General features: G+C 61.6%; 21 protein-coding genes. 5 read left to right on the forward strand and 16 right to left on the reverse strand.

The features are described from left to right. Window positions 1-11: 11 nt before the first annotated feature. From NIBR502773_RS20405 to NIBR502773_RS20430, 6 genes are all read right to left on the reverse strand, one after another. Window positions 12-755 (reverse strand): YkgJ family cysteine cluster protein, encoded by a 744-nt coding sequence (locus NIBR502773_RS20405; protein ID WP_141156785.1) that lies wholly within the window; start codon window positions 753-755, stop codon window positions 12-14. A 108-nt stretch (window positions 756-863) separates the two neighbouring features. Further along, window positions 864-1,346 carry an N-acetyltransferase gene (locus tag NIBR502773_RS20410; protein ID WP_141156786.1) on the reverse strand — a complete coding sequence of 161 codons (483 nt, stop codon included), beginning with the start codon at window positions 1,344-1,346 and terminating at the stop codon, window positions 864-866. A gap of 3 nt (window positions 1,347-1,349) precedes the next feature. Then, complete coding sequence (locus tag NIBR502773_RS20415) at window positions 1,350-2,252, reverse strand: chemotaxis protein CheV (protein WP_027604746.1); 903 nt, start codon at window positions 2,250-2,252, stop codon at window positions 1,350-1,352. 99 nt (window positions 2,253-2,351) lie between these two features. After that, window positions 2,352-3,326, reverse strand: coding sequence for a D-glycerate dehydrogenase (locus tag NIBR502773_RS20420; protein WP_141156787.1), 975 nt, complete (start codon window positions 3,324-3,326; stop codon window positions 2,352-2,354). Window positions 3,327-3,438: 112 nt separating this feature from the next. Then, entirely contained in the window at window positions 3,439-4,407 is a 969-nt protein-coding gene (locus tag NIBR502773_RS20425) for a LysR family transcriptional regulator (RefSeq protein ID WP_027604744.1), read from the reverse strand. A gap of 96 nt (window positions 4,408-4,503) precedes the next feature. Next, window positions 4,504-6,693, reverse strand: coding sequence for a hypothetical protein (locus tag NIBR502773_RS20430; RefSeq protein ID WP_141156788.1), 2,190 nt, complete (start codon window positions 6,691-6,693; stop codon window positions 4,504-4,506). Between the two features lie 232 nt (window positions 6,694-6,925). On the opposite strand from NIBR502773_RS20430, the gene NIBR502773_RS20435 reads away from it, so the two are divergent. The 4 genes from NIBR502773_RS20435 to NIBR502773_RS20450 are packed head-to-tail and all read left to right on the forward strand — an operon-like array spanning window position 6,926 to window position 11,723. Beyond that, complete coding sequence (locus NIBR502773_RS20435) at window positions 6,926-8,461, forward strand: efflux transporter outer membrane subunit (protein ID WP_141156789.1); 1,536 nt, start codon at window positions 6,926-6,928, stop codon at window positions 8,459-8,461. 26 nt (window positions 8,462-8,487) lie between these two features. Further along, the gene (locus NIBR502773_RS20440; protein ID WP_141156790.1) at window positions 8,488-10,665 is read left to right on the forward strand and encodes an FUSC family protein; all 2,178 of its coding nucleotides are present in this window, start codon (window positions 8,488-8,490) and stop codon (window positions 10,663-10,665) included. Continuing rightward, entirely contained in the window at window positions 10,655-10,855 is a 201-nt protein-coding gene (locus NIBR502773_RS20445) for a DUF1656 domain-containing protein (RefSeq protein ID WP_027604741.1), read from the forward strand. The genes NIBR502773_RS20440 and NIBR502773_RS20445 overlap by 11 nt, the downstream gene beginning before the upstream one ends. Window positions 10,856-10,865: 10 nt before the next feature. Beyond that, a complete protein-coding gene (locus NIBR502773_RS20450; RefSeq protein WP_141156791.1) occupies window positions 10,866-11,723 on the forward strand; it encodes an HlyD family secretion protein in 858 nt (285 codons plus the stop codon). On the opposite strand, the gene NIBR502773_RS20455 is transcribed toward NIBR502773_RS20450, so the two are convergent. From NIBR502773_RS20455 to NIBR502773_RS20470, 4 genes are all read right to left on the reverse strand, one after another. Next, window positions 11,720-13,027: a hypothetical protein gene (locus tag NIBR502773_RS20455; protein WP_141156792.1), complete on the reverse strand. Its 1,308-nt coding sequence runs from the start codon at window positions 13,025-13,027 to the stop codon at window positions 11,720-11,722. The genes NIBR502773_RS20450 and NIBR502773_RS20455 overlap by 4 nt on opposite strands. A 136-nt stretch (window positions 13,028-13,163) precedes the next feature. After that, window positions 13,164-13,577, reverse strand: a complete 414-nt coding sequence (locus NIBR502773_RS20460; protein WP_141156793.1) for a DUF4440 domain-containing protein — start codon at window positions 13,575-13,577, stop codon at window positions 13,164-13,166. Further along, window positions 13,578-14,390, reverse strand: coding sequence for an SDR family oxidoreductase (locus tag NIBR502773_RS20465; RefSeq protein ID WP_141156794.1), 813 nt, complete (start codon window positions 14,388-14,390; stop codon window positions 13,578-13,580). It lies immediately after the preceding gene. Between the two features lie 14 nt (window positions 14,391-14,404). Then, a complete protein-coding gene (locus tag NIBR502773_RS20470; protein ID WP_115486682.1) occupies window positions 14,405-14,869 on the reverse strand; it encodes a multidrug transporter in 465 nt (154 codons plus the stop codon). Window positions 14,870-15,230: 361 nt separating this feature from the next. On the opposite strand from NIBR502773_RS20470, the gene NIBR502773_RS20475 reads away from it, so the two are divergent. Next, window positions 15,231-15,554 (forward strand): hypothetical protein, encoded by a 324-nt coding sequence (locus NIBR502773_RS20475; RefSeq protein ID WP_141156795.1) that lies wholly within the window; start codon window positions 15,231-15,233, stop codon window positions 15,552-15,554. A gap of 116 nt (window positions 15,555-15,670) precedes the next feature. Here the strand turns inward: NIBR502773_RS20475 and NIBR502773_RS20480 are convergent, their stop codons facing one another. From NIBR502773_RS20480 to NIBR502773_RS20505, 6 genes are all read right to left on the reverse strand, one after another. Then, window positions 15,671-17,122, reverse strand: coding sequence for a mannose-1-phosphate guanylyltransferase/mannose-6-phosphate isomerase (locus NIBR502773_RS20480; RefSeq protein WP_027604735.1), 1,452 nt, complete (start codon window positions 17,120-17,122; stop codon window positions 15,671-15,673). A gap of 105 nt (window positions 17,123-17,227) precedes the next feature. After that, the gene (locus tag NIBR502773_RS20485; RefSeq protein WP_027604734.1) at window positions 17,228-17,881 is read right to left on the reverse strand and encodes an alginate O-acetyltransferase AlgF; all 654 of its coding nucleotides are present in this window, start codon (window positions 17,879-17,881) and stop codon (window positions 17,228-17,230) included. 16 nt (window positions 17,882-17,897) lie between these two features. Next, window positions 17,898-19,082 carry an alginate O-acetyltransferase gene (locus NIBR502773_RS20490; protein WP_027604733.1) on the reverse strand — a complete coding sequence of 395 codons (1,185 nt, stop codon included), beginning with the start codon at window positions 19,080-19,082 and terminating at the stop codon, window positions 17,898-17,900. An 11-nt stretch (window positions 19,083-19,093) separates the two neighbouring features. After that, a complete protein-coding gene (locus NIBR502773_RS20495; RefSeq protein WP_141156796.1) occupies window positions 19,094-20,626 on the reverse strand; it encodes an MBOAT family protein in 1,533 nt (510 codons plus the stop codon). 217 nt (window positions 20,627-20,843) lie between these two features. Next, window positions 20,844-21,953, reverse strand: a complete 1,110-nt coding sequence (locus tag NIBR502773_RS20500) for a mannuronate-specific alginate lyase (RefSeq protein ID WP_141156797.1) — start codon at window positions 21,951-21,953, stop codon at window positions 20,844-20,846. A gap of 8 nt (window positions 21,954-21,961) precedes the next feature. Then, on the reverse strand, window positions 21,962-23,410 hold the full coding sequence (locus tag NIBR502773_RS20505; protein ID WP_141157858.1) for an alginate O-acetyltransferase: 1,449 nt from the start codon (window positions 23,408-23,410) through the stop codon (window positions 21,962-21,964). Window positions 23,411-23,412 lie beyond the last annotated feature (2 nt).

Consider the following 23,412-nt stretch of genomic DNA (forward strand, 5'->3'; position numbering starts at 1 on the left):
GCCTTCAAGGTCTACGCTGCCCGCAGCGAGATAAACGCATAGTTGGCCGGCACCTCGGTGGCAATCTGCGCGCCGGCATCCAGCAACTGTTCGGCGATGTCCATCCCCGACACATGAAACACCCACTCATTGGCCACGGCCGGCCGGTCCACCGCCAGCTCAATCGCCTGGGCAAACGCGCCCATGTCCGGCAGGTACGCGGTAAACCCATCACCCTTGAGCGCCGTGGTGCGAATGCCCAGCAAGGCGCACACCGCCTCCTTGGTCTGCACGTCGTCTCGGTCGGCCTGGCGCGAGCGTTGGATCAGTTCCACCAGCTCCGGGTCCATCAATTCACCCCCGAAGATCAACACCGGGCCCTGTTCCCAGGATTCCGGCGGGCAATCCTTGGCGGCGGGGTTGAGCGGGATATGCGGGTTGATCTCCATCGGGTAGATGCGGCACACCAACGGGCGGCGCTCGTAGATGCGGCATAGGTTGTCGGCGTCAAGATTCCGGCAGCGCCCGGCGTTGTAGGCGGCAAAGGTGATTGCCACAAACGCCTCGGTGCTGCCGCTGGGCACCACCACCGAACGCCGCTCGGCATGTTCGCGCTGCAGTTGAGGCAGGCCCAGGCCATTGCTCAGGAAACCCTCCACCAGAACGATGACGTTACCGCCGTCAGCCGCCCATTGGCGGGCTTCCTGGAGGGTCAGGGGTACGTGATGATCGCTGCAGCATTTGCCGCAACCGACGCAGGAAAAATGGGTGTTCATGGCGGATCTGTCACCAGGCTAGGTCAGAGGGCACGCAGGAACAGTGACGGGTTTTTACCTCTATCCACCGTTGTGCTGCTCTGGAAGCAAGTTATGCGCCAGCGCCTGTCAGTCGTCGGCGACCACATCCCGCAACACAAAGACCATGCCCGCGCTTTCGTACAGTTGTCGGGCGCGCCGGTTGCTCTCCAGCACCTTGAGGTCGACATAGGGTTCGCCACGCTGCTTGAACACCTGGAAGCAGTGCAGCAGCAACGCGCGGCCCAAGCCTTGGCCTTGAGCGCAAGGATGCACGGACAGGTTCTTGATAAACGCGCTGGTCCAGCACTGCGCCACGCCGAGAATGCCATCGCCGTTGCTGACCACCAGACACAGCGTGGGATCGAATTCGGCATCGCTGACGAACAGATGCTGCCAGGCGTGCAGATGAGGAACGCGGCCTCCCCCTTGCTCCTGGGTCATGCGCAGCACCGCATGGATCGCCGGGGCCAGCTCGTCGCGGTAATGATCCAACTGCGTATGGGCCGGCCATTGCGGTGCAGGCAGGCTGCCGGTGAGGTCGCGGCGCAGCAGCTGGAAATGCTCCGCCACCGGTTACAGCCCCTGTTGCGCCACGGTCTGGGCGGCGACCACCAGGCACTTGGTCAGTTCGGGCGAGGAGAACTTGGTCAGCACCGCGTTGGCACCGGCCAGACGCGCCTTTTCGCTGTTCATCGCGCTGTCCAGGGAGGTATGCAGCAGCACGTAGAGATCCTGGAAGTCCGGGGTTTCACGCAGGGTGCGGGTCAGGGCATAACCGTCCATTTCGGACATCTCGATGTCCGACACCACCACATTGATCTGCGCGGCGGTGCCTTGCAGCTCCAGCAGCACATCGATGGCTTCCTTGGCGCTGCGCGCGGTGTGGCAGGTCAGGCCAAGGTTGCGCAGGGTGTGTACCGACTGCTGCAGGGCGACTTGGCTGTCATCCACCACCAGGATCCGCGCATTGCCGAGCACTTCCGCCTCTTCCATGGTCAGGTCGGTAGGCGCCGCCTCAATCGGCGCCGGGGCGATGCCATGGATGACTTTTTCGATGTCCAGCACCTGCACCAGGCCGCCTTCCACCTGGGTCACCCCGGTGATGAACGCACGGTTGCCGCCGGAGCCGTAGGGCGGTGGGCGAATATCGGTGGTCAGGCAGTGCACGATCTTGCTCACGGCCTGCACATGCAGGCCCTGCTTGGAACGGCTCACGTCGGTGACGATCAGGCAGCCGCCGTTCGGGTCTTCCAGGGGCATTTCCCCCAGGGCGCGGCTCAGGTCGATCACCGCCAATGAATTGCCGCGCAGGGTGGCGATGCCTTTGACGTGGGGATGAGACTCCGGCAGCTTGGTCAGCGGCGGGCAAGGGATGATCTCGCTGACTTTCAGCAGGTTGATGGCCATCAGCTTACCGCTGCGCAAGGTAAAGAGCAGAAGCGAGAGTGAGTCTGCGCGGGCTTTGGTGGTGGACATAAAAACCTTCTGTGGATCAGGGATGACGAACTTCTATTGAAGGTTATCGACTCGGGAGAGCCAGGCTTTAACCCGATTTTGTATCGGACTGGGCCCGTGTCAGCCCTTCCACACCTGCGGGTTCACCAGATCCTGCGGACGCTGGCCGAGCAGGGCGCTGCGCAGGTTGTCCAACGCGCGGTTGGCCATGGCTTCGCGGGTTTCATGAGTCGCCGAGCCGATGTGCGGCAGGGTCACCGCATTGCTCAACTGGAACAGTGGCGATTCGGCCAACGGCTCCTGCTCATACACATCCAGCCCGGCGCCGCGAATGGTCTGGTTTTGCAGGGCCTGGATCAGCGCCGGTTCGTCCACCACCGGGCCGCGGGAAATATTGATCAGGATTGCGCTGGACTTCATCAGCCCCAATTCGCGGGTGCTGATCAGGTGGCGGGTCTTGTCGCTCAACGGCACCACCAGGCAGACGAAATCCGCCTCGGCCAGCAACTGGTCGAGGCTGCGGAATTGCGCGCCCAGTTCCTGTTCCAGCGCGGTCTTGCGGCTGTTGCCGCTGTACAGGATCGGCATATTGAAGCCCAGGCGCCCACGCCGGGCCACGGCCGCGCCGATATTGCCCATGCCAACGATACCGAGGGTCTTGCCATGCACGTCACAGCCAAACAGCGGCGCGCCGACGCTGGCTTTCCACTGGCCAGCCTTGGTCCAGGCGTCCAGCTCGGCCACCCGGCGCGCGCTGCTCATCAGCAGGGCGAAGGCCAGGTCGGCGGTGCTTTCGGTCAGTACGTCGGGGGTGTTGGTGAGCATGATCCCGCGCTCGTTGAAGTACGGCACATCGTAGTTGTCGTAGCCCACCGACACGCTGGACACCACCTCCAGCTTGCCCGCGCCTTCGAGCTGCGCGCGGCCCAGCTTGCGACCCACGCCGATCAAACCGTGGGCGTGGGGCAGGGCTTCATTGAATTGAGCGTTGATATCGCCCAGCTTGGGGTTGGGCGCAATCACCTCGAAATCCTGTTGCAGGCGTTCGATCATTTGCGGGGTGACACGGCTGAAGGCGAGGACGGTCTTTTTCATTGCAGGCGGGCTCATCGACTACGGAAGAATGCCAAGCACGCTAACATTCCTGCCGGCAATTGTCAGGACACCGCCCCTCCCACATTTAAAGACTTGTATCGCCTGGTAGAAATCAGTTCGCCAGCCGTGCACCGCTGAGGCTGCCGCTCAACTCATACGCCACCAGCTCCGCCTGGTGCGCCGCCAGGATCTCCGGCAACGAGCCGCGCAGGTATTCCACCCAGGTCTTGATCTTCGCATCCAGGTACTGGCGCGAGGGGTAGATGGCGTACAGGTTCAGCTCCTGGGAGCGATAGGTGGGCATGACCCGCACCAATGTGCCGTTGCGCAGGCCTTCGATGGCTGCATACACCGGCAGCAGGCCGACGCCCATGCCGCTGGTGATCGCGGTTTTCATCGCGTCGGCGGAGTTGACCAGGAACGGCGACGTATTGATCGCCACGCTTTCCTGGCCTTCTGGGCCGTTGAAGGTCCATTTGTCCAGCTGGATCACCGGGCTGACCAGGCGCAGGCAGGCGTGGTTGAGCAAATCCTGGGGCCGTTGCGCGCAGCCCTTGGCCTTGACGTAGTCCGGCGAGGCGCAGGCGATGCTGTAGGTGATGCCCAGGCGTTGGGACACGAAGCCCGAGTCCGGCAGCTCGCTGGCCAGCACGATGGACACGTCGTAGCCCTCGTCCAGCAGGTCCGGCACGCGGTTGGCCAGGGTCAGGTCGAAGGTCACGTCCGGGTGGGTGCGGCGGTAGCGGGCAATCGCGTCGATGACGAAATGCTGGCCGATACCGGTCATGGTGTGCACTTTCAGCTGCCCGGCGGGGCGCGCGTGGGCGTCGCTGGCTTCGGCTTCGGCTTCTTCGACGTAGGCCAGGATCTGCTCGCAGCGCAGCAGGTAGCGTTTACCTGCCTCGGTGAGGGCAATGCGGCGGGTGGTGCGGTTGAGCAAGCGGGTTTGCAGATGGGCCTCAAGATTGGAGACCGCGCGCGAGACGTTGGCAGTGGTTGTGTCCAGTTGCGCGGCGGCGGCGGTGAAGCTGCCGGCTTCGGCCACGCAACTGAAGGCGCGCATGTTTTGCAAAGTGTCCATGGAGAGTTCTCAGGGGAGATGCCAAATTGTGACATGAAGTTGCGCGCAGGTGTGTATCCGCTGGGCGCGCTCCGCCTGGACATTGATGGCGTAGGCTCAGGACAAGGTCCAAGCCTGGCTGACTTTGGCCTGGTAGTGCGGCAGGTATTCCCGCAGCAGGTGATTGAATGCCTCCCGTGCGCTGGCGCGGTGTTCGGCGGTCGGCGCTTCAAGGGCGGTGTTGGCCTGCCGGGTCAGGTCCTCAGCCGCCCGTTCGAGTGCCGGGCTGATGCGTTTGATCGCGTCGAGATCGGCCGCCAGTGTCGTACCGTGTGTCTGCCGGCCGAGGGCGTCGAGTAGTGCATGAATGTCATCGACGTGGTGCTGTATGTAGTCGTCCCAACCCGACTGCTCACCAGGGCTTCCCAGGTAGCGGCGAGCGATTGGCAAAAGATGGTCCAGCGAATCGGTGCCCAACCGTTCTGTGCGCAAGGTTTGCCGTGTGCGCAAAGACTGGACATCAATGCCGCTGAACTGTTCAACGGGCTTGGGCAGCCCCAGGTTGCGCGCTTTGTTCATCGTATGGCGCGTGAGTAATACCACGGGTTCGCCGTGCTTGATCTTTACCAGCACCTGGGTAGACGAAGGTCTGGCCGGGTCGAGCAGCGATTCACTGATCGAACGGACCAGCTTTTCCCAGTCGAACGCCTGGTCTCCGATGGATGACAATGCGTGCCGCAGCGTTTTTTGTACCACCGCCACGGACTTGAGCGCTGCGATGTCGATCGTCAGGTAATCGCCACTCAGATGCGGATCATCACTCTTGCGGTGGCTGAACTCGATGGACACCCCTTTACCGCCTGCCTCGGCCCGTGACGAAGCCGTGACCCCGGCTGAGCCTGACAGTGTTTGCGCCTGGGCTGTCAGCGTGTAGGTCCTTAACGCTTCGGGGCGAAGCAGCGCAGGGTTGCGCTCGATCAGCGCGCGTATTTCGCTGTCCAGGTGCGTCTCCAGGCGTGAGTCGGTCTTGAGCAGTACATATCGCTCCAGCAGTGACCTTGCCTGTCGGTTGCTGGTGTGCAGGGTGGCGTTCAACTCGGACGCCGGCACGGGCTTGCTGACGCTCCGGGTGAATTGCCGGCTGCTGGAAATGACATGGTTTTTCATGTCATTCAACAGTGCCGTGGGGCTGTCATCGGGATGCTTGAGCGCGATCATTTGCTGCTTCGCCAGCGCCGGGGACATTTCGTGCAAGCCGAGAATATCCAGGGCTTTATGTTGCCGGGTGCGCTGCAAAGTAAGTTCGATCGTGGTGTGCACATTCAGGAAATTGAAGAAGTCGACCGCCACCTTGCCTCGCATGGTCAGTGCGATGCCCCTTTCGGTCATGATGGGTTGGGAGGGACTATGCAGGCAGGGCAGTTCAACGTCGACCAGGCCTGCGCGGGCAAGGGTGTCCCTGACATAAGGTTGGCTCTGTGTTGAGTAAGCGCGGTGCCTGTGCAGATTGCAGCTGTCACTCACCAGGTTGCGCAAGTTATTGGCGGTGCGCCCGATGCTCTCGCTCAGCGACGTGCGTACAGAATGGCTGCGGGCATCGGCGTAGTGCTCCAGGCTCGAGTACTCACGAGACGATACATAGCCGAGGCCAAGTTGGGCACGAGACCGGGACTCGCTCGGTTGTGACAGCGTTGATTTGAATTTGCCCTGCAGGGCAATGATGCGCGTGCTCTTGATCCGCTGATCTGCCGTGGTTGCCAAGCGAGAGTCGGCAGCCAGATGTGGCCCGATACTGATCTGTCGCGTCGATTCCAGGGCAATGTCGTAGCCGATATGACGATGGTTGATCCGTTCGCCGCCATCGCGGATATAGCTCAGCGACTGCAGCAGATTGTGCGTCAGGCGCTGGTGGTTTCCCTCGCTGACGGCTGCGCGAAACTGCCATTTGAGCGCACGACACAGTGTGTAATCGGCCTCGATGTCCGGGTTTTGAGGTGATCGATGGCGGCTGAGCATGTGTTCGGCTTTTTTGAAAAACGCGTACAAGTCAGGTAACGCCTCAACCGACACTTCCAGGCTTGGTGGGCCGTTGGACAGTCTGTGGTGGAGTGCCTCTATTGCCAACTGGTCGCGAGGGTCGCCTGCAAGAGGGCTCAGCTTTTCCAGGACCCTGTCGGCGATCCAGAGCACATCCCTTTGTAGAGGCCGCATCCCAGGACGCAGAGCCACAGGGTCGAGGTGCAGCTGCCTGCGCAGAGCATCGACGCTCTCTTGTGTCGGCAACCGCGTATTGAGGGCTGAAAGCATGAGGCGCTCTCCGGGGGCAGTCGGCTGACTACTCTGGTGCCCGGTTACGCGGATCGATGTAGGGCAAGGATGCAGATGCCGGGATAAATATCCGAACCTCACGCCCGTCGAACCGGGATTGTCGCTGGAACGGTAATAAAGATTCACAGGAACACCTGCTTATCGCGCTCCGTGCCGCCGCCTAGAATTGCGCCACTTCTCCCCGCAACACCACCTCAGGAATTCGTTCGCCGTGCCGCGTCGCATCAGCAGAGAGCTGAAGACTCTCATTAACAGAGGGCTGAAGGCTCTCAGTGTTTGTGCTTTATCGTTAGCAATCAGCGGCTGCATCGGAACCGGAGGAATCGCCCCCCAAGGCCAGGCGCTCAATGCCACTACCCTGGCCACCGACGAAGCGATCCGCAGCGCCGCCCAGGACGCCCATTGGCCCACCGCACAATGGTGGCAGGCCTATGGCGACCCCCAGCTCAACCGCTGGGTCGACCTCGCCACCCAAAGCAGCCCGAGCATGGCCATGGCGGCCGCGCGGGTGCGGGAGGCGCGGGCCATGGCCGGGGTTGCCGAGTCGGCCGAGTCGCTGCAGATCAACGCTGATACCACCCTCAAACGCCACAATTGGCCCAAGGATCAGTTCTACGGCCCGGGTGAGTTGAGCGGTGCCAACACCTGGGACAACAATGCGTCCTTGGGTCTGAGCTACGCCCTCGACCTGTGGGGCCGCGAAAGCAACGCCACTGAGCGTGCCGTCGACCTGGCCCACATGAGCGCGGCCGAAGCCCGCCAGGCCCAGCTTGAACTGCAGAACAACGTGGTGCGCGCCTATATCCAGCTGTCGTTGCATTACGCCAACCGCGATATCGTCGCGGCGACCCTGGCCCAGCAACAGCAGATCCTCGACCTGGCCAACAAACGCCTGGATGCCGGGATCGGCACCCATTTCGACGTGAGCCAGGCCGAAACGCCGCTGCCGGAAACCCATCGTCAATTGGATGCCCTGGACGAAGAAATCGCCCTGAGCCGTAACCAACTGGCGGCGCTTGCCGGTAAAGGTCCGGGGGAGGGGGCCACGTTGCAGCGTCCGACGCTGTCCCTTGCCGCACCACTGAAACTGCCCTCGAGCCTGCCCGTGCAATTGCTCGGCCAGCGCCCGGATGTGGTCGCCAGCCGTTGGCAGGTCGCGGCGCAAGCCCGTGGCATCGATGTGGCCCACGCCGGTTTCTACCCCAACGTCGACCTGGTCGGCAGCCTCGGCTACATGGCCACCGGCGGCGGCATGCTGGCGTTTCTCGCCGGCAAGAAATTCAACTACAACGTCGGCCCGGCCATCACCTTGCCGATCTTCGACGGCGGCCGCCTGCGGGCGGAGCTGGGTGAGGCCAGCGCCGGCTATGACATCGCCGTGGCGCGCTACAACCAGACCCTGGTGAATGCGCTCAAGGGCATCAGCGACCAGTTGATTCGCCGTGAATCCATGGACAAACAAGCAGCATTTGCGGCGCAGTCGGTGGCCTCGGCGCAGAAGACCTACGATATCGCGATGATCGCCTACCAGCGCGGCCTGACCGATTACCTCAATGTGCTCAACGCGCAGACCCTGCTGTTTCGCCAACAACAGATTGAGCAGCAGGTCCAGGCTGCGCGGCTTGGCGCCCATGCCGAACTGGTGACCGCACTGGGTGGCGGTCTCGACGCCGGCAAAGACCTACCGCAGGACGCCAAGACCCTCCCGAGCAAGACCCCGGCGGCGCTTGCCATGTTTGATCACTGAATAGTTTGGTCACTGAGTAGGATTTAATGACTCCAATGCCTGCACCGCTGCGCTGGCTGCATTCCCTTGAGTGGCGCCGTGGTTTTTTCGACTGGGCACGCAGCGACGGCGTGACCTGGGTGTACATCTTCAAGGTGCTGATCGCGGCGTTCCTCACGCTGTGGCTGGCCATGCGCCTGGAACTGCCGCAACCGCGCACCGCTATGATCACCGTATTTATCGTGATGCAACCCCAGAGCGGCCAGGTGTTCGCCAAGAGCTTCTATCGTTTCCTCGGCACCCTGGCGGGGTCGGCGGTGATGGTGGTGTTGATCGCGCTGTTTGCGCAGAACACCGAGTTGTTCCTGGGGGCACTGGCCATCTGGGTCGGCATTTGCACCGCTGGCGCGACACGCAACCGTAACTTTCGCGCCTACGGCTTCGTGCTGGCCGGTTACACGGCAGCGATGGTCGGCCTGCCGGCCCTGGCCCATCCGGACGGCGCCTTTATGGCGGCGGTGTGGCGGGTGCTGGAAATCTCCCTGGGGATCCTGTGTTCCACCCTGGTCAGCGCGGCGATCCTGCCGCAGACCTCCAGTGCCGCGATGCGCAACGCGCTCTATCAGCGCTTTGGCGTGTTCGCGCTTTTCGTCACCGATGGCCTGCGCGGGCGCAGCCAGCGTGAGGGGTTCGAGGCCAGCAATGTGCGCTTTATCGCCGAGGCCGTGGGCCTGGAAGGGCTGCGCAGCCTCACGGTGTTCGAAGACCCGCATATGCGCCGGCGCAATGGTCGGCTCAGTCGCCTCAACAGCGAGTTCATGAGCATCACCACCCGCTTCAATGCCTTGCACCAGTTGCTCGAACGCCTGCGCACGGACGCCGCGGATCACGTGGTGGCGGCGATCAAACCGGGCCTGCAGGACCTCGCCGAAGTCCTTGACGGCTTCTCCGGCCGCGCCCTCACCAGCCCCGACGCCGGGCGCCTGGTCAGCCAACTCAGCGCCTACAAGGACAGCCTGCCCGCCAAAGTCCGCAGCCTGCGCGCGACCTTCCAGGAGGGCAACCCGAGTGAGGCCGAACAGCTGGATTTTCACACCGCTTATGAACTGCTCTACCGCTTCGTCGATGACCTGCACAACTACGCGCAAACCCATGCCTCCCTGGCCGATCACAGCCATGCACGGGAGCAATGGGACGAAACCTTCAGCCCGAAAACCAACTGGCTGGCCTGCGCCGCTTCGGGGATTCGCGCGTCGTTCATCCTGATTGTGCTGGGCAGTTATTGGGTGGCCACGGCCTGGCCCAGCGGTGCCACCATGACCCTGATCGCCGCTGCCACCGTCGGCCTGTCCGCCGCCACGCCCAACCCCAAGCGCATGGCGTTCCAGATGGCCTGCGGCACCTTGATCGGCGCGTTGGTGGGCTTTGTGGAAATGTTCTTCGTGTTCCCGTGGATCGACGGCTTCCCGCTGTTGTGCGTGATGCTCGCCCCGGTGATCATCCTCGGCGCGTTCCTCGCCTCACGCCCGCGATACGCCGGTGTGGGCGTGGGCCTGCTGATTTTCTTCAGCACCGGTTCGGTGCCGGACAACCTCACGGTCTACAACCCCTACACCTTTATCAACGACTACATCGCCATGATCATTGGCATGCTGGTGTGCGCGGCGGCGGGGGCGATCATCCTGCCGCCCAACAGCCGCTGGCTGTGGCGCCGCCTGGAGCAGGACCTGCGCGAGCAGGTGGTGTATGCCATCAGCGGCAAGCTCAAGGGGTTGGCGTCGAGTTTCGAAAGTCGCACCCGAGACCTGCTGCACCAGGCCTATGGCCTCGCTGTCGGCCAGCCGCAAGTGCAACGCGACCTGCTGCGCTGGATGTTCGTGGTGCTGGAGGTCGGTCACGCGATCATCGAGTTGCGCAAGGAACAGGCGATCCTGCCGGTGCACCCGGCCTATGCCGAATCCCAGCCGTGGCGCCAGGCGATCCGGGTCATGGGGCGTTCGTTGGTGCGCCTGTTCCTGCAACCCAGCGCCAGTAACCTGGAGCGTGGCCTGATCGCCGTCGACCACGCGATCAGCCGCGTGCAGGCCACCGACGAACCCTTTGCCCCGCACTTCGACACCTCGGCCCTGCGCCGGGTGAAAAGCTACCTGCACTTTATCCGCACCTCGTTGCTGGACCCGCAATCACCGCTGGCGGCCCTAAAAGGAACCCCGAATGCCTCGTGAAATAGCATTCCACGGCATCTACATGCCGACCATGACCCTGATGTTCCTGATCGCGGCCGCGTTGGCCTGGGCCCTGGACCGCTTCCTGGCTGGCTTCGACCTGTACCGGTTTTTCTGGCACCCGGCGCTGCTGCGTCTGAGCCTGTTCGTTTGCCTGTTCGGCGCCCTGGCGCTGACCGTCTACCGTTGAGAATGCCCCGATGAAAAAGTTTTTCAGCCTGCTCGCGACCTTGCTGGTACTGGCTTTGGCGATCTGGATTGGCCGCACGTTGTGGGTGCACTACATGCAAACCCCGTGGACCCGCGACGGCCGCGTGCGTGCCGACATCATCAACGTCGCCGCCGACGTCACCGGCGAAGTGGTCGACGTGCCGGTGCGCGATAACCAGTTGGTGAAAAAGGGCGACCTGCTGATGCAGATCGACCCCGAGCACTACCGCATCGCGGTCAAGCAGGCGCAGTCCCTGGTCGCCTCGCGCAAGGCCACCTGGGAAATGCGCAAGGTCAACGCCCACCGCCGCGCCGATCTCGATGCCCTGGTGATCTCCAGGGAAAACCGCGACGACGCCAGCAACATCGCCGACTCGGCCCTGGCGGATTACCAGCACGCCCTGGCGCAACTCGAAGCGGCCGAACTCAACTTGAAACGCACCCAGGTCGTGGCGGCGGTGGACGGCTACGTCACCAACCTCAACGTGCATCGCGGCGACTACGCGCGCATCGGCGAAGCCAAGATGGCCGTGGTGGATATGAACTCGTTCTGGGTCTATGGCTTCTTCGAAGAAACCAAGTTGCCCCATGTGAAAGTCGGCGACAAAGCCGACATGCAGCTGATGAGCGGCGAGACGTTGAAGGGGCACGTAGAAAGCATCTCCCGCGGCATCTACGACCGCGACAACCCCGAGAGCCGCGAACTGATCGCCGATGTGAACCCGACCTTCAACTGGGTGCGCCTGGCCCAGCGCGTGCCGGTGCGGATTCATATTGATGAAGTGCCGCAGGGGGTGTTGTTGGCGGCGGGGATTACCTGCACGGTGATTGTCGATAGCGTGCCTTAGCCGAATAAGCACCTTAGCTGGCCTACACCCTTTTCATCGATACCCAAGACGTTCGCACCGGCAATGATTCGCTGGTCACCCCGTTCGGTCAGCAGCACAGGGGGGGATCTGGGTTCGGACTGCATGTCGTTGTAACCCCGGTTGTTGAAGGCCAGGTCCAGCACGCCGTGGGTTTTGAATCGAGCGATGAAGATCCAGTTGCCGGTTGAGGCCGTCACCAGGTTGCCTGTGCTGGTTTGCATGATGCATTGCCAGCCATTGTCGTGGCTGCCATCAAAATGGCTGATCAGGGGTTTACCGTTATTGAACAGTTGGTGCACCGCGCCGTTTGGGGTAATGGCCTGCATGAGACCTTTTGTGCTTTCGGCGCCGCCCTGCCCAATTTGACCGGCGCCAACAAGGCTGTTGTCCTCCGCACGTTCGATCAGAGCGTTGAAGGTGGTGTGATCCTTGATACTGTCCATGGGATGAAACCCCGGCGTCTTGGGACTGCCAAAGCCGGCGTCCGGGCTGCCGTCAGGGTTGAGGCGGGCAAACAGGGCGGTCTTGAGGGTGGGGATAAACCGGGCATGTCCAACAAACACTATTTTGTGATCACTGCCCTGGCTGATACACGCGTTGACCGCCGTGGCCACATTGGAGCCGGCAAGTTTGAACTCCAGCCTGCCAGTTTTGTTGAAGCTTTCGTCCAGTGCACCATTGGGCAGCAGGCGAAACAGCACACCCACTGTCTGGTCCGGATTGTCGTGGGCTACATAGTTGGCGCTCACTAAAATACGTCCGTCACTCTGGACGTGTACTGTCGCTGATTCTCCTATGAGTTCTTCGTAGTCCTTGGTGGGCAGAATGCGCCGCCCTTGCTCGGCAAAATTCGTGTCGGGCTTACCTTCGCTGTTGAAACGTGCAATCACCAAGTTCGCCCAGCCATTGGATGCACTGCGCCATGTCCAGCCCAGCATCAGGATGTTGCCGGCCGATTGTACGGTCAGCCTTGAACCACCGGCCGGTAGCGAGGGTAAAAAATCACCGGTGACCAGCCCGTTCGTTCCAAACGATTTATCCAGGCTGCCGTCGGCGCTCAGGCGGCCCAAGCCGTATAGGTACTGGTCGTCGTGGTTTCTATACACGCTGGCGCTGAACAAAAGCTTGCCATCCTTCGCGGTTGCAAGTCCTCCGAAGCGAAAGCGAACGTTCAGATCACCATGATCTTCGAGAATTTTTTCCAGGGCTTGCACCCCTCCAATACCGAAGTCGGGATCCAGCGTGCCGGGTTGCGTCTTTGAGGTTTTTTTGGACGTACGCATCAACGCGTTCCTTCTTTGGTTGGAGAGGAAAGTCTGCCGCGTGGATACCTTGAGTGTTCAAATCGGGCGACGTTTTCAGTCTGGTCTTGGTGTGATACCGCGTCTACTGTCAGATCTGACAGGTGCTAGTTGGCCATTATTGGCTGCGAGCCTGAGGCACAAAAGTCTCATGCAGATGACGCCACAGCAACGCGCCGCTGGCCTGCTTTTCAAACACCACCGTGGCGCGACGATCCGTCTGCGTGCCGCTGGCATCGATCTGATGTTCGCGATAAGTCACCGTGGCCCCGCGCGCATGGCGGTCAATCCCGGTCATTTCACTCAAGGTGATTTTCAACCCCGGGCGCATGCCGCCCAGGCGGGTGAACAGCGCGTTGACCCCGGCTGCATTGACGCGTGTGCCGGTGGCGGGGGCGATCATGCTGAACTCGGGCGAGAAGCGCGCAAGCAGGCTTTGCAGGGTGCCTTCTGGCGCAACCCCGGCAAACCATTGCTCGATCTCGACGTGGGTCTGGATCACTTCTTCAAAAAAATCGCTGTAGTCGATCATTTACAAACTCCCATTCAAACCAAAGCGTTTTTTCAACACGGCTTCCAATAATCCCTTGGGCAACAACGCAGCCATCAACGGCAACGCCCGGCTGCCATTGCCCGAACGCAACAGGCGCGGTGGCTGTGGTTGTTGCACCGCCTTGAGCACATCTGCTGCAAACACGCTGGCCGGGGTGGGCTTGTCCTGAGAGGCCTGGCTGCGTGCGCGAATGCCCTCGCGCAACGGCCACCACGGCGATTTTTCGTTGATTAACAGTTCGGCCTGGGCGCCGGCGTTTTTTGCGAAGCTTGTATTGATGGCGCCTGGCTGCACCTCCATCACTCGGATGCCAAACGGCGCCAGCTCCATGCGCAGTGCATCACTCAACGCATGCACCGCCGCCTTGGACGCGCAGTAGGCGCCGGCAAACGGCGTGACCAGCACGCCGGAAACGCTGCCGATATTCACCACCAGCCCTTTGCGCTTGCGCAGGGCCGGGAACAGCGCCTGGGTCACGCCGACGATGGAAAATACGTTGGTCTCGAACTGGCGCTGCATCGCCTCGGCACCGCCATCGAGCAGCGGGCCCATGGCGCCGTAGCCGGCGTTGTTGATCAGTACATCCAGCTCGCCCAGCTGTTCGGCCAGGCGCTGTAAAGCGGCACTGTCGTTGACGTCGAGTTCGACGGCATTGAAACCCGCGGCGGCGAGGGCGGTGACGTCTTGCGGGCGGCGGGCGCTGGCCCACACGTTGAAACCGGCGGATTTGAAGGCCTCGGCCAGGGCGCGGCCAATACCGCTGGAGCAACCGGTGATGAGTACGTTGGGCATGGATCAGTCCTTTGTCAGTCCGAGAAGCTGCCTTGCAGGTGCTCGGCGCGAAATTCCAGGGTTTGCGCGCGGTAGCCGGGGCGCAGGGGCGGGGTGGGCAGGCAGTCGTCCCAAGTGGCGCCGGCCTGCAACTCGCCGGGGCCACGATAGCGCGGGGCGGCGTAGACGTTGTCGGCCAGGTTGACCGTATCGCCCGGCGCATAGGCGGCGACGCGCCAGCGCAGTTCGGTGAGGGGTACGTCGTTGCCGTTGTTCAGGGTCAGCTTGAGCGGGCGGTCGGCCGGGCACTCCTGCGGGGCGTAGGTGATGCGCAGTTCCAGGCGCGCCAATTGCGAGGCTTCGCGGCTGTCCAGCCAGACCACCCAGACGGCCACGCAACCCAGGCCTGCCAAGGCAGCAAGGGAAACTGGAAGGGCCTTGGCCGGGTAGCGCAGCAGGAGGATCAGCCAGGTGATGATCAGCAAAACACCGAAGAACATAACAACAACCTCGCACAGGGATAAAACATCCTACTCGCGGGCTCACCCGATTGCCTATCGTGGGGGGGCTTTTTCCTCGTGGTCAGGTATTTACATCCGATGATACTGGGAACTGACTTGAATAATTTTCCACAGAGTTTGTGCAAGGAGGTCTGGCTGGTCCAAGAGGGAACTCACTTCACACTTATATCAGGTGAACTATTTTATGAACGTTTCAGACGCTGCTTTAAGCCTGTCCACCCCTCTCAATGTATCCGCTTCCTCTGCGGCGCCCAGTCACTCAGCAAGCGCCACTCAAACGGGGGCCGACCCCGGCGAATCGCGCTCGGGACCTCGAATGCAAAGTCTGGGGCTCACGAGCTTGAAGCAAACTGTACTGCAAGGGATCAATGATCAAGTCCGTTCGCATTTTTTGCCATCCATGGCGCTTCACATGAATGACTCGACTAAAAATAAAGCTTTTGGGGCCGTGTTGACGGTGGGTGGGGCGGCGGCAAAAGTGGCCGGTAAGCAACTGGCAGGCTCGGGCGGCCTTACCTCGAAAGTGGCCGGTTCGGCTCTTATGTGGGGGGCAAAGCTGCCGAGAAAATTGGCAAGAACACGTACAAAAATGCTGAGCCCAAAGAACATGGCAACTATAACGCCTTTGCTCCGCGTAACTGGGCTCGTTAAGAACCAGGCATGAGAGCATGCCTTGGTTCGTCGGTACGCCTTGACGGGTATTGAACGAAAAAGCCCCCACCCAACCCACTGCGGATAGGGGACGCAATGGGCTGGGTGAGGGCTTCTTGTACGACTGTTTTACTGCGCGATAGTTTTCACCGACACGCCACGTTCAACCGGGGTCGAGCGCCCGTAGATATCCTCAAACCGCTCGATATCGTCTTCGCCCAGGTAGCTGCCCGATTGCACTTCGATGATCTCCAACGGGATCTTGCCCGGGTTGCGCAGGCGGTGCACCGAGGCGATCGGGATGTAGGTGGACTGGTTCTCGCAGAGCAGGAACACGTTCTCGTCACAGGTGACTTCGGCGGTGCCGCTGACCACGATCCAGTGTTCGGCGCGGTGGTGGTGCATCTGCAGCGACAGGCACGCGCCCGGCTTGACCGAGATGTGCTTGACCTGGAAGCGGCCGCCCATGTCCACCGAGTCGTAGGAGCCCCACGGACGATAGACTTCGCAGTGGTTCTGGGTTTCGCTGCGGCCCTGTTCGTTGAGGGTGTTGACCATCTGCTTGACGCCCTGGACCTTGTCCTTGTGGGCAATCATCATCGCGTCCTTGGTTTCCACCACCACGATGTTTTCCAGGCCGATCACCGACACCAGCTTGCCGTTGCCGTGGATCATGCAGTTCTTGCTGTCCTGGATCACCACGTCGCCCTTGGTGACGTTGCCGTTGGCGTCTTTATCGTTGACCGCCCACAGCGAAGCCCAGCAACCCACGTCGCTCCAGCCCGCACTCAGGGGGACCACGCAAGCGCGCTGGGTTTTTTCCATCACGGCGTAGTCGATGGAGTTGTCCGGGCAGCAGGCGAAGGTGGCTTCGTCGAAGGTCACGGTATCGGCGTCTTGCTGGCTGCGCTCCAGGGTCAGCACGCAGGTGTCGTAGATGTCCGGATCGTGCTTTTTCAGCTCTTCCAGGAAGCGGCTGGCGCGGAACAGGAACATGCCGCTGTTCCAGAAGTAACCGCCGCTTTTGACGAACTCGACGGCGCGTTTTTCATCGGGTTTTTCCACGAACTGCTGTACGCGGCTCACGCCTTCGGGCAGCAGCGAATCGTTGGTGGACTTGATGTAGCCATAACCGGTTTCCGGACGGGTGGCCGGCACGCCGAACAGCACCATCTCGCCACGCTCGGCGGCCACGGTGGCCAGGGCCAGGGCGCGTTGCAGGGCTTTCTGGTCGTCGATCACGTGGTCGGCCGGCAGCACCAGCATCAGTTCGTCACGGCCTTCGTTGACCAGCATCATCGCGGTGAGGGCCACGGCCGGCGCGGTGTTGCGGCCGAAGGGTTCCATCAGGATGCGTTGGCACTCCAGTTTACGGTTGGCCAGTTGCTCGTTGACGATGAAGCGATGGTCCTTGTTGCAGACCACGATCGGGGAGTCCATGCCTTCGAACACCAGGCGTTCCAGGGTTTGCTGGAACAGCGTGTGCTCGCCGGTCAGGGCCAGGAATTGTTTGGGGAACTGTTTGCGGGAAAGCGGCCAAAGACGTGAGCCGCTACCACCGGAAAGGATTACTGGGATCATGTGTTTCTCCTTGAATCAATTTGGGTCAGAGCTACGAAGGTTTGTCGTTTCACTCTTGTTTTTGTCTCGTGTCCGGGCCGGCCGCAGCCGACCCGGAAAATTCATTCAGCGGGTCGACACCGGGCGTTTTACCCAGACTGGCGAAATGCTCGAACCCGAACCGGTGACGTACAGCACCGCTGCTTCACCGCGCTCCAGGGCCACTGGCTTCACGTCGCCGACTTTCTTGTCGCCGTCATACAGCGCCAGGCTCACCTTCACCGGGTTGATCTCACGTTCGCCACGGCCTTTGGCGGCCACCGACTTGACCACGTCGGTCTTGCCGTCGGCGGTTTTCAGGGTCAGGGCCTTGTCGCTGAGGTTCTGCACGCGCACCAGGGATTTCTGCTTGTTCTTGAACGGTGGCTCTTCGATCAGCTGCGGCTGGCCGCTGTTGTTGTTGACCAGGGTGTAGTAGTGGTCCGGGGCGAGCTTGACCGGCACGGTCTGGCTGCCGACCTTGGCGCTGTAGTCGCCGCCGGGCATGAAGCTGAAGTCGCTGCTGGCCAGCGGGGCCACGTCGCTGAGGTTGGTGCTGCCGACAGTGGCGCTGACTTCCTGGTTGGAGGCGTTGTAGATCCGCACGAAGCTTGAGCCTTTCGGTGCGACTGGGCCGTACAAGGCAGCGTCACCGGCGAAGGCGGACAGGGATACCAAGCTCATACCGGCAGCCAGGGCCAGAGTCTTAGCGAGACGACGCGGAGTAGTAGTGAAAGTCATGTGAGTTACCTCTCTTTCAGTTTTGCGCCCGGTCGGGCGTCTCGGATTTTGGGTTTTTAGCTGGGGTGTTCAGTGCCATGTTTTGTTGGCGCGAACCGGCTTGTTTAAGTTGCGCAACCCACGATGGGTCGGCATCACCGATTTCGTTGTTCACGGGCAGATAGCGTTCAGGGAACTCCCAGATCAGCACCTGTGGCGGGCTGTTCTTGAAGTCGTCACTTTTCAGGTAGCTGAGCATCGGCAGGATCGGGCCGTGGCCGTCTTCGGCGTAGCTGACCACATCGCTGCCCAGGGCTTGCTTGAGGGCGCCGACGAAGTTCCAGTTGGGGTTGGCGCTGTAGCTGGTGCCCACCAGGGCCACCGGGGTTTCGCTGTCGCTGAACAGTGCGTCGTCGCCTTTGGTTTCGGCCAGGTGCGTGACGCGTTTTTCCAGCGGCTCTTTCGGTGGCATCAGGTTTTCGAACAGCGGGTCCAGGGGCAGGAACAGACGCAGGTCGCCTTTATGCGGCTCGGTCTTCTCGGCCTCGGTGACAAAACGCTGCGGCTCGCCGTGGAGCGGGGTCTTGTCGGCGATGGTTTTAGCCAACTGCTTGGCGGCGATTTCGGCGCCGTCCGGGGTCCAGTGAGTGTCGGTGCGCAGGAACACCTGCTTGCCGCCCAGCTTGGCCTGTTGCAGCGGGCCGAGCAGGTCCGGGGCGATGATCTTGTCGGCGGCCACACGGGCGTGGAAGTCCTGGTACAGGTTGGCGTGGATGCTCGCCGGTTTCACTTCACCCAGGTGTTCCGGGTACAGGCGCACCTTGGCCGGCACGATCGCCATCACCAGTTGGATGCCCTGGGCCTTGAGCTTCTGGCGTACGCCTTCGACCAGCGCGTAGTTGCCTTGAAGGTTCTGGTCTTCGTTGACGGCGGGGTTGAACTCCTCGTCGCTGTACAACCAGTGATCGCGGCCCAGCACCACCCCAGGTCGGCCTTCATTGAACAGCTTGTAGTCCAGCGCGGCCCAGAGGTTGGTGCCCAATCGCTTGATCGGGAACTCCTCGTCGTAATGGGTCTCGACGGCCTTGGTCCAGCGACCGTTGAGCACGGTCGCGTCGGCGTTGGTGCTGAAGCCCAGGAAGCTGCGCAGCGACCAGGCGCCCAGGGCCAGCAGCAGCACCAGGAACAGGCCGATATAGAGGACGCGTAATGAACGGGTCATGGTCGGCTCCCTCAGAATTGGAAGTAAAGGAACGGCGAGAAACTCTGCGCCGACAGTTTGAGAATCGACGCCACGAACAGCAGCAGCACCGCAGCGCGCATGGCGTAGCGTGGCCAGTCAGCGGTCCAGTAGGCCGGTTGCACGGCAGCGTCACGGCCAACGGTGAAACCTGGCTCGTGGATGCTGCCCGGGTTGTCGCCCGGCACGGCCTTGATCAGGCTCGGGTCGGCCGGCTTGGTTTTCTCGGCAGGGCGGTTGGTGTAGAAGTCGCGCAGGCCGAAGAACGCCAATGTTGCGTACGCCACCACCAGGGTTGCCACTTGCAGGCCGGTGAGGTTGGCGCGGTTGAGTTCCGACAGCGACCACTCGCCGAAGCTGAACATCGCACCGTACATACGGCCGGCGACGTGGAGGTTCTCGGCGCGGAAGATCACCCAGCCCATCACCACCAGCAGGAAGGTGAAGGCCCAGCGCAGGACATTGAAACTGCGCGGTGCGGTGTTGAGGCCGATGGCTTTTTCAATCGCCAGCCACATGCCGTGCCAGGCACCCCACACGATGTAGGTGATGTTCGCGCCGTGCCACAGGCCACCGAGCAGCATGGTCAGGAACAGGTTGCGGTAGGTGGTCAGCGTGCCTTTACGGTTGCCGCCCAGGGTGATGTACAGGTAGTCACGCAGCCAGGTGGACAGGCTGATGTGCCAGCGCCGCCAGAACTCGGTGATCGACTGGCTGATGTACGGCTGCTTGAAGTTTTCCATGAAGCGGAAACCCATCATCAAGCCGAGGCCGATGGCCATGTCGCTGTAGCCGGAGAAGTCGAAGTACAGCTGCGCGGTGTAGGCCAGCGCGCCGAGCCAGGCATCGCCGGTGGTGGGGTTTTGCAGGGCGAAGCAATGGTCGGCCACCACCGCCAGGGTGTCGGCGATGAAGACCTTCTTGATGAAACCCTGCATGAACCGCGTGCAGCCCTCGGAGAACTTGTCGAGGGTGTGGGTGCGGTTATTGAACTGGTCGGCCAGGTCGCGGAAACGCAACACCGGGCCGGCGATCAGGTGCGGGAAGATCGCCACGAACGCCGCGAAGTCGATGAGGTTGCGGGTCGCCGGGGTATCGCCACGGTATACGTCGATGATGTAGCTGATGGACTCGAAGATGTAGAACGAGATCCCGATCGGCAGCAGCACATGGGTGAGGATGAACGGCTCCAGGCCGGCCGACTTCATCATGACGTTGATGCTGTCGACGCCGAAGTTGGCGTACTTGAAGTAGCCGAGAATGCACAGGTCGACCGCCACGCCCAGCAGTAGCCAGCGTTGGGCCGGCTTGGTGCGCACGCCGGCGGCACCGACCTTGAGGCCGATCCAGTAGTTCCACAGCGTGACGGCGGCGAACAGCGCCAGGAAGTCCACTCGCCACCAGGCGTAGAACACGTAGCTGGCAATCAGCAGCAGCAGATTGCGATAGCGTTGCCCGCTCAAGTAGTACAAGCCGAGAAAGATCGGCAAGAACAGAAACAGGAACACATTGGACGAGAAAACCATCCCGATCTCTCCATGTTTAACCAACAGTCAAGGGCCAGAGCCCCCCAAACCCCCCACGAAAAAACGGGGAGGGCGGTACAACATTCCTACTGACGAAACCGGCTCAAAAATGTGGGAGGGGGCTTGCCCCCGATGGCGGTGTAACAGTCGCCATCTGTGTTGAATGACACCCTGCTATCGGGGGCAAGCCCCCTCCCACATTTTTTACCGAGTTTGCTCAGGAACCTTTGTTGCCTTTTTCATGCGTCGGGTCGTAGACCTTGGTCAGGTCACCCCCCAGGCGGAAGGTCTTGAACGGCTGCATCCCGTGCTTGCGTTCGATCACATCCGGCGCGCAGGTGTAGAGGGTGCAGAAGGGTTCGAGCCAGGCGAATTTCATGTCCTGCTTCAGGTCCTTCATGTCCTGCTCCTTGCCGTTCTTCTGTTCGAAGATCTCCGGGTCCTTGACCCCGGCCAGCACTTTGTCGCCCAGGCGCTTGAGCGCGCTGTTGTTTTCCTGGCGCAGGTCGACACCGTTGACCAGGGCAAAACTGGCGATCATCGACAGCGGCGGCAACGCGTAGTTGTGGTACGACAAGGCACGCTGCTGACGCTTCAACTCGTTGGGCAGGAAGCCTTGGTCGTCGACCTGGTTGACGCCAACCTTGTATTCCTTGACGGCCCAGTCAAACAGGTCGCGCCGGTTGGTGGCGACAGACGTTGCCATCACCGACCAGGCGGCCCAGTAGGAGTGGTTGTTGGTTTTTTCCAGCGGCAGGTTGTCCCAGTCGCTCACCACCTGATCGGCCAGTTTGTTGAACCAGGCTTCGATCAGCTGCGATTCCTGCGGGTGATTGGCCAACGGGTGCGAGTCGGAGAACTTCAGGCGTACATAGGCCGACGCCATGCTGCCCAAGGCCCATTTGCGCATGGACTTGCCGGTGTGGTTGAAGTCCTTGGACATCAACGCATCGGCCTTGGCCCACGACACCAGCCAGTTCAGGGTGCATTCGAGCTGTTCCGGGCGACCGTCGCGCATGAATTGCATCACGCGCTTGCTGGTGTCTTTTTCCAGCTTGGTGATGTCGGCGGTGCTGTCGCGAAAGGCTTTTTCCGACTGCACGTTCAGGGTCGAACGGGCTTTGTCGGAACCTTCGTACTTGCTGCGAAATTGCAGAGGCCCGGTGTAGGGCGTCGGCATGGTGTCGCAGTTTTCCTTGAAGTCGCCGGTCTTGAACGCTTCAATCGGTGCGAAGTAGCCCTGGGGCGGACGCAGCGGGGCGGCGGCGTTGACCGAACCGGCGAAGATCGCCAGGCCCAGCAACGATGGAATCCATAACTTCTGCATAAGTAACCTCATTGCCCTGTCGAGGCAGTCTGTTGACCACCCGCTGGGAATACGTTGCGTGTGCAAATTTTCGCTTCGACCTTCTGCGCGGCAGCGCCCGCTTCGGGGCCCTGCACTTCCACGGCCAGCAAGTTCTGCGAGGCCCAGTCTTCATCGGTGCGCAGTTCAAAGGCGAAACGCCCGTCTGTTTCGGATGTTTCGGGTTTCTCGATCTTGATGTCCTCGTGGCGCCCGTTCATGTACCAGAGGGTGGCTTGCAAGGTTTTCACCGACGGATCGGCGAAGCGGATATCAACCTGATGGTTGGCGTTGCGCAGGTCTTTATTCGAACTGTTGACCAGCAATTCGTTCTTGCCGGGTTTCAACGAGGTGCTGGCACTCATCTGGGCGGTCTTGCCTTCGCAGCCGTTGTCGAGCAGCGCCATCATCTGGCGGTAGATGGTCTCCTGGTCCAGGCGATACAGCGGCGAGAATTCCCAGATCAGGATTTTCGGCGGGCTCTTCTGGAATTCGTCGCTGCCCAGGTACTGGATCATCGAGCCTTCCAGGCCACCGCCGGGGAAGGCGACGTTGAGGATATCGGCGCCGATTTCTTCTTCCAGGAACCCGGCAAAGTTGTAGTTCTTGCCGCTGTGGCTGGTGCCCACCAGGGTGATCTGCGGGTTGCCCGAATCGCCGAACAGGTCGCCGTCGCCGGCTTCGCCTTTCGGCTCGGTGGTGAACTGGTCCATGTACTGGATGGCGTAGCTGGTGCCGCACAATTGCCCGGCCATGTTATGCAGGGTGCCGGTCTTGCCCATGCGCCCGGAGCGCTTGGTCTCGAATTCGCGCTTGGGAATCTCGGCATATTCAGGCATCTGCTTAACCTTGGCCGCGACGATTTTCGCCGTGCGCTGGGCGCCGTACGGGGTCCAGTGTTGGTCACCGCGGAAGTAGAAATCATGGGCCGGCAGTTCGTCCGGCAGTTGCTCGTTGGTCAACGGCGACAGGTCCGGTACCACGTAGCCCATCTTGGCGAAACGGCCGAGCATGGTCTTGTAGTTGCCCAGGGCCTTGTCGAAATCGAACGAGGCTTTTTCCGCGGGGTTGAGTTTGTTGCGGTTCACCAGGCCACGGGTCGGCTGGTAGACCACCACCAGTTCCACGCCCTTGGCCTTGAACGCGTCGTGCAGTTGTTGCATGCGCTTGTAGCCGGCCGGGCTGGTGTCGAATTCGGTGCGCAGGTCTTCCTGGGTACGGAACAGCCAGTCGCCCTGGGCTTGCACCAGGGTGGTGAAGTTCTGCTGGTAGCGCGTGGTGTAGTTCTTCGCGTCATGGGCGGCCGGGCACAGGCTGCAGCAGGGCTCGGCGGTGAAGGTCGGCGCCTTGATTTCGTCGGCGCGCACGCCCTGGCTGGCCGCGAGCAGGCCGAGGGTCAGACCCGAGAGGCTCAGCAGTTTGATCATGTGTGGGTGCATAA

The sequence above is a fragment of the Pseudomonas sp. NIBRBAC000502773 genome (assembly GCF_006517195.1).
In the GTDB taxonomy this organism is placed as follows: Bacteria; Pseudomonadota; Gammaproteobacteria; order Pseudomonadales; family Pseudomonadaceae; genus Aquipseudomonas; species Aquipseudomonas marginalis.

Coding starts and splice junctions, on each gene's coding strand:
- NIBR502773_RS20405 (WP_141156785.1), bottom strand. CDS start 755: ATGAACACCCATTTTTCCTGCGTCGGTTGCGGCAAATGCTGCAGCGAT.
- NIBR502773_RS20415 (WP_027604746.1), bottom strand. CDS start 2,252: ATGTCCACCACCAAAGCCCGCGCAGACTCACTCTCGCTTCTGCTCTTT.
- NIBR502773_RS20420 (WP_141156787.1), bottom strand. CDS start 3,326: ATGAAAAAGACCGTCCTCGCCTTCAGCCGTGTCACCCCGCAAATGATC.
- NIBR502773_RS20425 (WP_027604744.1), bottom strand. CDS start 4,407: ATGGACACTTTGCAAAACATGCGCGCCTTCAGTTGCGTGGCCGAAGCC.
- NIBR502773_RS20430 (WP_141156788.1), bottom strand. CDS start 6,693: ATGCTTTCAGCCCTCAATACGCGGTTGCCGACACAAGAGAGCGTCGAT.
- NIBR502773_RS20440 (WP_141156790.1), top strand. CDS start 8,488: ATGACTCCAATGCCTGCACCGCTGCGCTGGCTGCATTCCCTTGAGTGG.
- NIBR502773_RS20445 (WP_027604741.1), top strand. CDS start 10,655: ATGCCTCGTGAAATAGCATTCCACGGCATCTACATGCCGACCATGACC.
- NIBR502773_RS20450 (WP_141156791.1), top strand. CDS start 10,866: ATGAAAAAGTTTTTCAGCCTGCTCGCGACCTTGCTGGTACTGGCTTTG.
- NIBR502773_RS20455 (WP_141156792.1), bottom strand. CDS start 13,027: ATGCGTACGTCCAAAAAAACCTCAAAGACGCAACCCGGCACGCTGGAT.
- NIBR502773_RS20460 (WP_141156793.1), bottom strand. CDS start 13,577: ATGATCGACTACAGCGATTTTTTTGAAGAAGTGATCCAGACCCACGTC.
- NIBR502773_RS20465 (WP_141156794.1), bottom strand. CDS start 14,390: ATGCCCAACGTACTCATCACCGGTTGCTCCAGCGGTATTGGCCGCGCC.
- NIBR502773_RS20470 (WP_115486682.1), bottom strand. CDS start 14,869: ATGTTCTTCGGTGTTTTGCTGATCATCACCTGGCTGATCCTCCTGCTG.
- NIBR502773_RS20480 (WP_027604735.1), bottom strand. CDS start 17,122: ATGATCCCAGTAATCCTTTCCGGTGGTAGCGGCTCACGTCTTTGGCCG.
- NIBR502773_RS20485 (WP_027604734.1), bottom strand. CDS start 17,881: ATGACTTTCACTACTACTCCGCGTCGTCTCGCTAAGACTCTGGCCCTG.
- NIBR502773_RS20490 (WP_027604733.1), bottom strand. CDS start 19,082: ATGACCCGTTCATTACGCGTCCTCTATATCGGCCTGTTCCTGGTGCTG.
- NIBR502773_RS20495 (WP_141156796.1), bottom strand. CDS start 20,626: ATGGTTTTCTCGTCCAATGTGTTCCTGTTTCTGTTCTTGCCGATCTTT.
- NIBR502773_RS20500 (WP_141156797.1), bottom strand. CDS start 21,953: ATGCAGAAGTTATGGATTCCATCGTTGCTGGGCCTGGCGATCTTCGCC.
- NIBR502773_RS20505 (WP_141157858.1), bottom strand. CDS start 23,410: ATGCACCCACACATGATCAAACTGCTGAGCCTCTCGGGTCTGACCCTC.